General features: G+C 38.6%; 10 protein-coding genes, 1 pseudogene and 2 riboswitches. All 11 genes and pseudogenes read right to left on the bottom strand.

What is annotated here, in order from left to right:
• Positions 1-66 precede the first annotated feature (66 nt).
• A riboswitch (TPP riboswitch) is annotated at positions 67-183 on the bottom strand.
• A 60-nt stretch (positions 184-243) separates the two neighbouring features.
• Positions 244-1,056: a thiazole synthase gene (locus ABYK33_RS10850; protein ID WP_373033225.1), complete on the bottom strand. Its 813-nt coding sequence runs from the start codon at positions 1,054-1,056 to the stop codon at positions 244-246.
• Between the two features lies 1 nt (position 1,057).
• Positions 1,058-1,261, bottom strand: a complete 204-nt coding sequence (gene thiS, locus ABYK33_RS10845; protein WP_373033224.1) for a sulfur carrier protein ThiS — start codon at positions 1,259-1,261, stop codon at positions 1,058-1,060.
• Positions 1,258-2,286 (bottom strand): FAD-dependent oxidoreductase, encoded by a 1,029-nt coding sequence (locus ABYK33_RS10840; protein WP_373033223.1) that lies wholly within the window; start codon positions 2,284-2,286, stop codon positions 1,258-1,260. The genes thiS and ABYK33_RS10840 overlap by 4 nt, the downstream gene beginning before the upstream one ends.
• 4 nt (positions 2,287-2,290) lie before the next feature.
• Complete coding sequence (gene thiC / locus ABYK33_RS10835) at positions 2,291-4,195, bottom strand: phosphomethylpyrimidine synthase ThiC (protein ID WP_373033221.1); 1,905 nt, start codon at positions 4,193-4,195, stop codon at positions 2,291-2,293.
• Between the two features lie 103 nt (positions 4,196-4,298).
• A riboswitch (TPP riboswitch) is annotated at positions 4,299-4,415 on the bottom strand.
• 105 nt (positions 4,416-4,520) lie between these two features.
• Entirely contained in the window at positions 4,521-4,778 is a 258-nt protein-coding gene (locus ABYK33_RS10830) for a hypothetical protein (RefSeq protein ID WP_373033220.1), read from the bottom strand.
• A 63-nt stretch (positions 4,779-4,841) separates the two neighbouring features.
• The gene (locus ABYK33_RS10825) at positions 4,842-5,588 is read right to left on the bottom strand and encodes a metal ABC transporter permease (RefSeq protein WP_373033219.1); all 747 of its coding nucleotides are present in this window, start codon (positions 5,586-5,588) and stop codon (positions 4,842-4,844) included.
• Positions 5,579-6,457: a metal ABC transporter substrate-binding protein gene (locus tag ABYK33_RS10820; RefSeq protein ID WP_373033218.1), complete on the bottom strand. Its 879-nt coding sequence runs from the start codon at positions 6,455-6,457 to the stop codon at positions 5,579-5,581. Before ABYK33_RS10820 ends, ABYK33_RS10825 begins: the two co-directional genes overlap by 10 nt.
• A 9-nt stretch (positions 6,458-6,466) precedes the next feature.
• The gene (locus ABYK33_RS10815) at positions 6,467-7,774 is read right to left on the bottom strand and encodes a hypothetical protein (protein ID WP_373033217.1); all 1,308 of its coding nucleotides are present in this window, start codon (positions 7,772-7,774) and stop codon (positions 6,467-6,469) included.
• A 60-nt stretch (positions 7,775-7,834) separates the two neighbouring features.
• The gene (locus tag ABYK33_RS10810) at positions 7,835-8,188 is read right to left on the bottom strand and encodes a hypothetical protein (protein WP_373033216.1); all 354 of its coding nucleotides are present in this window, start codon (positions 8,186-8,188) and stop codon (positions 7,835-7,837) included.
• 52 nt (positions 8,189-8,240) lie between these two features.
• Positions 8,241-8,609 carry a Fur family transcriptional regulator gene (locus tag ABYK33_RS10805; protein WP_373033215.1) on the bottom strand — a complete coding sequence of 123 codons (369 nt, stop codon included), beginning with the start codon at positions 8,607-8,609 and terminating at the stop codon, positions 8,241-8,243.
• 243 nt (positions 8,610-8,852) lie between these two features.
• Positions 8,853-9,074 (bottom strand): annotated as a pseudogene (locus tag ABYK33_RS10800) (sodium:proton antiporter); the annotation flags it as partial.

Raw genomic sequence — 9,074 nt, 5'->3', positions numbered from 1 at the left:
CCTTAAAATATGTATATATTAAAGGAGGAGAAGTAGATAAAAGTGATAAATTATTTATCAAAGTAGATTATGTACGATTCTCTTCCCTACGCTGGTATTATCCAGTTCAAGTTCGACGGGTCAAGCGGTTAAGCTATCTCAGCTATGTATCATTAAAGATATGTAGCACCCCGAGAGATTGATAAGTAACTTATACAAAAAATTAGGTTTGATTATCCTTAAGTAGGAGGAGTTAACTCCTACTTAAGTAAATTGATGCCAAAAAGGTGTTCCAACTGTAGGAGTAGAGGGAGAAGCAAACTCACGTTCCTTCATCACCCCTGCTTCATATCCTAATCGTCCTGCCTCTACTGCAACCCTAAATGCATCTGCCATTTTAACCGGGTCTTGTGCCAAAGCTATAGCAGAGTTAAGTAGTACAGCATCATAACCAAGCTCCATCGCTTGTGCTGCATGAGATGGTTTTCCTATCCCTGCATCAACAACTAACTGCAGATCTGGAAACTGCTTACGAATGGCTAGAAGATTGTCTGGATTCATCAGTCCTTTTCCTGAGCCTATCATAGAACCCCACGGCATGATGATCTTACATCCTACATCTGCAAGACGTTTTGCAACCACCAGATCATCCGTAGTATAAGGGAAAACTTCAAATCCCTCTTTTATGAGTACTTCTGCTGCCTTTACCGTCTCAAATGGGTCTGGCTGTAAATTGTACTGATCACCTATGACTTCCAATTTCACCCAGTTTGTACCAAAAACTTCTCTTGCCATCTGTGCAGTGGTGATAGCTTCTTTAGCGGAGTGTGAACCTGCTGTATTTGGTAACACTTCGATCCCTAATGATTTGATAATATCCCAAAATGGGTTACCTCTTCCCTCACCTGCAGCTTGACGTCTCAAAGATACTGTCACAATTTGCGCACCTGAAATTTTAATCGCATCTTCCATATTGGCTGGACTTGGGTAAAGTGCAGAGCCTATAAGCAGTCTGCTCTTTAAGGTTTTTCCACCGATTTCCCATGTATCATCATTCGATTCTAAATGTTTCGTCATTTTATCCACCTTGTACGGGAGCCAAAATATCTATGGTGTCTCCCTCTTTTATAATTGTCTCATCATACTTAGCGATAGGCACAAAAGTAGTATTTACAGCTACAGCAAAACCTTTTACTTTATATTCAAGTGCTTCTATCATCTGACCTACATTTAAATTTGTTTCAAGCTCTTTTACTTCACCATTCACTGATACTTTTATCATTTGTTTATACCCCCATTTAACGCTTCTTCCACTACTGCAGGTGCCAATAGGTAACCATGTCGATACAGCCCGTTAATACGTGTCATCTTTGTACCATGTTCTATCTTTGGCAAATTGTCTCTGAGTGATGGACGACAGTTTGTAAGCATATTCACAATACGTGCTTCCGCAAATCCAGAATGCATACTATAGACTGCAGAAAGTAATTCTAAACTCGAACGTACAGACATAGGACTTTTATCTTCACTTTCTATCTCTGTTGCTCCAATGACATATCTGTTATTGGGTCTTGGAACAATATAGATCTTGTAACGTGGATGTAACATACGCGTAGGTCTGGTAATATTCACCTCAGGAGCATCCAGCCAAAAAACTTCACCTCTTACCCCACGTAAATCGTCCATATCTTCCTGAGCACCAAGACCACGTGTATCAAATACCCAGTCAAATGTTTCTACTTTATCCTCAAGAGATATACTTCCATTAGACACATTCTTAACTTTAGATTCTTCTTTCCATATCACGTTAGAATGAGAGAGTAAATAATCACTTGAAGCCTTCATAAAACGCTGGGCATCAACTTGCCCTTCTTGTGGTATAAAAAACGCTTTACTGTGTTGCTCCAGATCTGGTTCAAGTTGTGTTAATGCCTGTCTGTCTAAAAGCTTGATCTCTGAAGCTTCCGGTACTTTATATTTGAGGGTTTCTATAAAATGGTCAAGTTCATTATAATCCTGTGGATGCGCAGTAATAATACTACCTTCTTGTTGATATGCATCCGCGATACCAACCTGTTCCAATAGATCAGGCCAAAGTGCAATAGAACGATTTCCATGATCAAATATCACAGATTCAGCACTCTCCAACTCAGCAAAGACTGCTAACATTCCTGCTGCAGTCATACCTGCAGCTTTGTCTCCATATGCTGTGTCTTCATCAAAAAGTGTTACTGTGTGACCACCTTGCAGTAGGTTAAGTGCTAACACCCTACCTACTAAACCAACACCTGCAATACATATATTCATGATTTTACTTTTCTTCTATCTTAGCTGCTTCAACATAGACTTCCGAACCCATTTCCTTAAAAGTCATAGACATTTCATCCATTCCGTGTTGTTTGGCAGTCTCGACATCAGTTCCCAAGTTATCTGCATACTCTCTCACCTCAGCAGAGATCTTCATAGAACAGAACTTTGGTCCACACATAGAACAAAAGTGAGCCACTTTTGCTGCTTCCATTGGCATGGTTTCATCATGATACTCTCTCGCTCTATCTGGGTCAAGACCGATGTTAAACTGATCTACCCATCTAAACTCAAAACGTGCCAAACTCATCGCATCATCTCTAGCACGGGCACCAGGGTGTCCCTTCGCAATGTCTGCTGCATGTGCTGCGATTTTATAAGTGATAAGTCCTTCTTTAACATCGTCTCTATTTGGAAGTCCAAGATGTTCTTTTGGTGTTACATAACAAAGCATCGCACAACCATACCAGCCTATCATTGCTGCACCGATACCTGATGTAAAGTGGTCATAACCTGGCGCAATGTCAGTCGTTAGGGGCCCAAGTGTATAGAAAGGTGCCTCATGGCATACTTCAAGTTGTTTGTCCATGTTCGCTTTGATCATATGCATTGGTACATGCCCTGGGCCTTCGATGATTGTTTGCACATCATGTTTCCATGCTATCTTAGTCAATCTTCCAAGTTCTTCAAGTTCACCAAACTGTGCTTCATCATTTGCATCTGCTCCAGAACCTGGACGTAAACCATCACCCAGTGAAAAAGTCACATCATACGTTTTCATAATTTCACAGATATCTTCAAAGTGAGTGTTCAAGAAGTTTTCTTTATGATGGTGGATCATCCATTTTGCCATAATTGCCCCGCCACGAGAAACAATACCTGTTACTCTTTTAGCTGTCATAGGTACATGGTGTAAGAGAAGCCCTGCATGTATGGTAAAGTAATCGACTCCTTGTTCTGCCTGTTCAATGAGTGTATCTCTAAAGACTTCCCAGGTCAGATCTTCTGCGATTCCATTTACTTTTTCAAGTGCCTGGTAGATAGGGACTGTACCAATTGGCACTGGTGAGTTACGTAAGATCCAGTCGCGTGTTGTGTGAATGTTTTTACCTGTTGAAAGATCCATAACCGTATCTCCACCCCAACGTGTAGACCATACCATTTTTTCCACTTCTTCAGCGATACTCGAAGTCGTAGCAGAGTTACCGATATTGGCATTTACTTTCACTAAGAAGTTACGACCTATGATCATTGGTTCAACTTCCGGGTGATTAATGTTACAAGGGATGACCGCTCTACCTTCGGCTACTTCTTTTCTTACAAATTCCGGTGTTACCATTTCAGGTAAGTTTGCACCAAAGTTTTCACCTTTAAGTCTTGCTTCACGCTCTGCATCTTGAAGATACTCTTCTTGCATAGCAAGGTTTTGACTCTCACGAATAGCGATGAATTCCATCTCAGGTGTGATGATCCCCTGTCTTGCATACCAGAGTTGGGTGACATTTTTCCCTTTTCCATTTTCATCTTTCTTGGCTCTAAGTGGTGTTCTTACAAGTCCTGTTGCTCCTGCCGTAACGAATTCAAGTTGTTCTTCTGTATTATAGCCATTGTCTTCAGGTGCCATAATACGTCCTTCATACTCCTCTACATCACCTCTTGCAGAAATCCACTCTTTACGAATGGCAGGGATTCCTTCTCCTACATCGATGTCAACTGTTGGATCAGTGTAAGGACCAGAAGTATCATATACACCAAGTTTTGTATCATTACTTAATAAGATTTCTCTTACAGGTACACGAATATCTTTGTGTATCTTCCCTTTGAGATAAACCTTTGTTGATGCAGGAAATGGCTCTCTGGTTAAAAGTTCATTAGAAGTTGTCAGTGTGTCTTTGAATGGTTTTGTCATGATTTCTCTTTATATAAAATTTTTATTTATATAAGGAAAGAAGTGTAAGTAAATATAAATAATAAAAAGCAAAATAGCCTTTAAAATTATTTATTTTTAATAAGTTAATTACGATTCTCTTCCTTACGCTGGTGTTATCCAGTTCAAGTTCAACGGGTCAAGCTTTCGCTATCTCAGCCGCAAAATCAATAAAGATTTATTAGCTCCCCGAGAGGTTTGATACCGCACTATAATTTAAATAGGCTAAATATTTCCTTAATTAAAATGTTAAGTTATGAGAGGGAGAGAAAAGTGTCAGAAGGTATTGAGAGAGAAAAAAGAGGTTTTACTCCTCTGTTTTCATCTCTATAAGTTCAGCAAGAAGTTCTTCTATCTCATCATCTTCAAGCTCATCACGGCCAAGTTCTTCAATGATAGCGAAACATTCTGTACGCATCTCTCTCATCTCTTCTAAGTCTTCTTTTTGTTCTTTTGAAGCGGATTTCGCTTTGTCTATAGCACTAAAAAGTTCGTCTATGGCTACTTCAAGATCTGGAATAATTTCGAGTTCTAAAAGATTTTTGAGTTTTTCTGCTGATGTCATTGTATTTTCCATGTGTTTATTTTTATGTATTGTATCTAAAAATCATTCTCCTAAAGAATGAGTCTATACTCTCTTGTGCACAAAAAAAGAAAATATAATCACTGATATACTCTGAAAAAAGATGATACTGTAACCTGTAGGCAGATCAAAATAGTATGAAACAACCAAAGCAACTACAGATAAAAATAATCCACTGACCCATGCCAGATACAACGGCGTGAAACGTTTTTGTGAGAGTGCGATAAAAGAAGGTGCAACAAGTAAAACAAAAACAACCAATACACCGGCAAGCTGTACAGATGATGTCACAGTCAGTGCCAACATACTAAAAAAAGTAAGTTCTCTCAATAACCCTGTTGTTTTAGGATAAACAACAAACATTACAAGTGCAACACACGTATAGAGTAGTCCAGCGGGGTATATTTCACTTGCTGAAGTAAAAAGGATATCTGTAGCACTTAGCTTTTGAAAAAGTTCAGCTCCTTGCGGACTACTCGCTAAAAGGAGCATGATACTTGAAGCTCCCAATGCGTAAAGCATACCTATAAATGCTTCGATGTGTTCAATTTTTCGTGTAGCATAGGTGATCAGGAGTGCTCCCAAAAGTGCAAAGGTCAGTGTCAATAATAGTTGATATTCTCCCTCCATAAATCCTATACTGATTGCCATACCAACTGCAGCCATCTGACCGATCGCAAGATCAGTAAAGATCACGCCTCTTTTGATGATCTCCAAACCAAATATCACATGTATGAACACCAAGAGTATGATCAGTACAAAAGCTGGCCAAAGAAGCTCTATTAGTTGCATGTCCTACCTACCAGAGTATCGTAAAAACGATCCAGCGTTTGCGTACCTTTGAGAGAGCCCACATCATGAGGCAGTTCAACTACTTTTGCACCTGTTTTTTTAGCTATAAATTCAGCTGTTTTGTGTTCATGATAGACATCTTGAAGTATTAATTTAACATTATGCTCTTTAATCTCATTCACAAGCTTCAGTGCATGTTTTGAATTTGGTTTGATACCAGGAATAGGTTCAAGATTATCAAGAGATTTTATGCCATATCGTTTTAAAAAATAATTATAGAGTTCATGATACTGTACAACCATCATCCCTTTACACCCACGCATTTTTTTGTCATAAGATTTCAATTTTTTTTGCCAATGTACTTTAAAAGACTCAAAGTTCTTCTTGTAAAAAGTATAATTCTTCTTATCATGCAGTGAAAGTGTAAGCATGATCGCCTCTCCAAGTGGTATGATGTTATAAGGATCAAGTGCGAAATGCGGATTTCCCTCTTCGTGTACATGCCCCATAGAACGGTCTACATTACTTGGGATATCTTGAAGTTTTACAAACTCACTTAGATCCAAGTATCCATTGGCACCTTTTTGTATCTTGGTATTGTGCGCACTTTTAATGAGCGGTGGCAACCACCCCATCTCCAATGATGCACCATTTATGATCAACAGGTCACTGTCACGTAACTTGGCAACCAATGAAGGTTTTGGTACGACAAAATGTGGATCCCAGTTACCACGTGAAAGTAAATCGATCTTTACTTTGTCTTGCGCAATTTCATGCACCAACTGTTCAATATATGGGTAAGCAACAGCCACATTCATTTTTGGAAAGAGTGTACTTACAAAAAGTAATAACATCCATACTATTTTCATTTCTTACTCCTAAAAAGCATGTGCGCCATGGGCACCAATGGCATAATTAAATTGTAATACCACTTCATTTTTATTGTTTTTTTCACCCTCTTCATTATACAAAGAGCTATTATGATTATACTGTAATCTCAAACGACTAAATTCACTTGGATTATACTCAAGCATCGCCGAAGCCACATACATATCATCAGGCATATCCTGCATCATGCCATCTGCAGTGATATCATTTTGTGTGATGGCACTATAACGTGCACCAGTTCGCCAGTTTTTGTCATACTGATACACAAGTTCACTGTAAAAACCTGCCTGCTCTTTTTTTTGAGAGATCTCATTGGCCCATGCATCTTGCGTGTCATTTGGTATGTATTTTGTGCCATCCATCTCCCGGTAAAGATATTCACTTTGCCATGTGATCACATGATCAGCAGCAAAATACTTTTTATAAACTAGATCCACACCATAAAGTGTTGTATCACCAGCAAAAGCGTGTGCACCCTCTTCATCTTCCAAATGATCGATACGGCTATCTCCTTTGGCCATGCTCAAACCACCAAGAAGCGTACCTCCAGCCATATCAAATGAACTTTTTACATATCCTACCCAAAGACCTGGTGATGAAACTTTATCTACTCCATTAAAGTCTTCACCTGCATTATATGGGCTAAAAGAATCTACACCAAAACTCTGTTCATTCTCACCTTCTAAAGCTTCAATACCAACCATAACATAGACAGAAAGCGGCATCACATATTGGAGCTGTGCACCGTCTTCTCTAAGCCCATGATCTCCTAATAAGCTTTGATAGATGAGTGGCATATCTGAAAAGTTGTAGTTGTGATGATGTTTGTTATTAAGATATCCAAAATCACTCTTGAACCTACCTATTTTAGCCTGAAGATGATAGGGTAACGCACGTGTCGTTGCATAAGCTTCTTCGACTTCAAAGTCATCTTCAGTGATGTGAAATACACTTTTCAGATCAAAATAGTTATCGACAGATGCACCTATAGTAAGTTCTGCGTAGTTAAAATTGAAACCATCTTCCCCTGCAAGTGAGCTATGCCCATGATCTGCATGATCATGTCCTCCTCCATGTACAAAACCTGGGATCTCAAGATGATCAGCATGACCATCTTCATCAAAAGATTGATCTGTGTAAGAAGTATCCACAACAAGTGAAAGGTCAGGCATAAAACCACTCTCTTTAGCTGCTTTTACTTTTTTATTTTCTAATTGTTGAGCTATTGACTCTTGTGTTATTTCTTGTGCACACAGTAGTGTTGATACTGCGGCACTCATCATCCATATTTTTTTCATAAATATCCTTATGTATATTTTATTCATGTTGTTAGTGTTTACTGTTGAATTATTTTTTGATTATGAAAAATATACGGGAGGTGCAGTGGCATTAAACCCTAGTGCTACGTAGCTGGGAGTATATTCCGGATTTTCCAGATTGTCAATCTGCTTAAATGGTGGTACATTTGTGTAGTCAAACTTTGGATTAACGACAACCTTTTCTACTTGTCTTCTTATTTTTACAGCAAGATTCTCATTCACTACAACCACATGACTATTATGTTGATAGAGCTTCATATTCTGGGATCTATCACAGACGTGGCATTCTGAGATCTCCTCCAGTTCATGATGCTGAACGTGAATGGTTGTACTTTGAAATGCCCATACAAAAAGAGCAATCAAGAGTAAATTAACGGACTGTTTTAGTTTCATAAAGATTGTCTCCTTTCGTATTATTAAATTAAGTGTTAAACTATGAGATAGATCAAACAGACGCTAAACAAGATGAACATTTACCGTTGATAATGACATTATTAATTTCATAATTTGGCAACGTGATATCTATATTTTTAATACACTCCACCCTACTGCACTCTACACAAACAAAATGTGCATGGGGATTTAGCTTAACTTCGAAATATCTTTTTTTATCATTGGATTCAAAAGCATTTAAGATACCTTCTTCCTCAAACTTTGAGATATTTCTATAGAAAGTCGCTTTATCCATAGAGATATCATTTTTAATCTCTTCATAACATAAAGGTCTATCCGCTTCTTTTAGGATCTCTAATATCCTTACTCTTGCAGTGGTGAGCTTAATATTTTTATTTTTGATCAGTTCTTCAAGTTTCATGGCTGGATTATAACTGAAACTATATTAAATGCGACTAAGTTGCATATAATGAAAGATGAAGAAAATTAGAAGCAGTGATTATGTTCTGTGAAAGTTAGTAGGATATTCCATGCCCATTGTTTCGCTTTAGTTAGTGTTAGATTTATTCTGAAGTTTGGGGCATAATGAAGGAGCTTACTTGTAGTAAGTCACTGAATGTAGCACCAAACTCCGGGATGAAGCTGGCGCTAAATAATGCGAAAATTAATGGCAGCCGCAGCCTGTTCCACAACTTTCACCCTCAGTTTTTGCAGGAGCTGGTGTAGATGCTGCCGCACCTGCACCTGTACTACAAGCACTTACACCTGGAGGTGTTGTAGGCTGTACGCCAGAGTTATCTGCTAAACCTTCAGCATTTACTTTATCAATAAATGTAAGAAGGTTAGACGCTGCTTCCTGATAACGTTTAGCCGTTTCAGAATCTGG

Origin of the sequence: Sulfurovum sp. (assembly GCF_041562805.1) — a bacterium.
GTDB lineage: Bacteria > Campylobacterota > Campylobacteria > Campylobacterales > Sulfurovaceae > Sulfurovum.
The sequence above is the reverse complement of the archived record's forward strand: the minus strand, read 5'-3'. Positions and strand labels throughout refer to the sequence as shown.

Excerpts from the sequence above, each read along its gene's own strand:
- ABYK33_RS10850 (WP_373033225.1), bottom strand. The coding sequence starts at position 1,056 with ATGACGAAACATTTAGAATCGAATGATGATACATGGGAAATCGGTGGA.
- thiS (WP_373033224.1), bottom strand. The coding sequence starts at position 1,261 with ATGATAAAAGTATCAGTGAATGGTGAAGTAAAAGAGCTTGAAACAAAT.
- ABYK33_RS10840 (WP_373033223.1), bottom strand. The coding sequence starts at position 2,286 with ATGAATATATGTATTGCAGGTGTTGGTTTAGTAGGTAGGGTGTTAGCA.
- thiC (WP_373033221.1), bottom strand. The coding sequence starts at position 4,195 with ATGACAAAACCATTCAAAGACACACTGACAACTTCTAATGAACTTTTA.
- ABYK33_RS10830 (WP_373033220.1), bottom strand. The coding sequence starts at position 4,778 with ATGACATCAGCAGAAAAACTCAAAAATCTTTTAGAACTCGAAATTATT.
- ABYK33_RS10825 (WP_373033219.1), bottom strand. The coding sequence starts at position 5,588 with ATGCAACTAATAGAGCTTCTTTGGCCAGCTTTTGTACTGATCATACTC.
- ABYK33_RS10820 (WP_373033218.1), bottom strand. The coding sequence starts at position 6,457 with ATGAAAATAGTATGGATGTTATTACTTTTTGTAAGTACACTCTTTCCA.
- ABYK33_RS10815 (WP_373033217.1), bottom strand. The coding sequence starts at position 7,774 with ATGAAAAAAATATGGATGATGAGTGCCGCAGTATCAACACTACTGTGT.
- ABYK33_RS10810 (WP_373033216.1), bottom strand. The coding sequence starts at position 8,188 with ATGAAACTAAAACAGTCCGTTAATTTACTCTTGATTGCTCTTTTTGTA.
- ABYK33_RS10805 (WP_373033215.1), bottom strand. The coding sequence starts at position 8,609 with ATGAAACTTGAAGAACTGATCAAAAATAAAAATATTAAGCTCACCACT.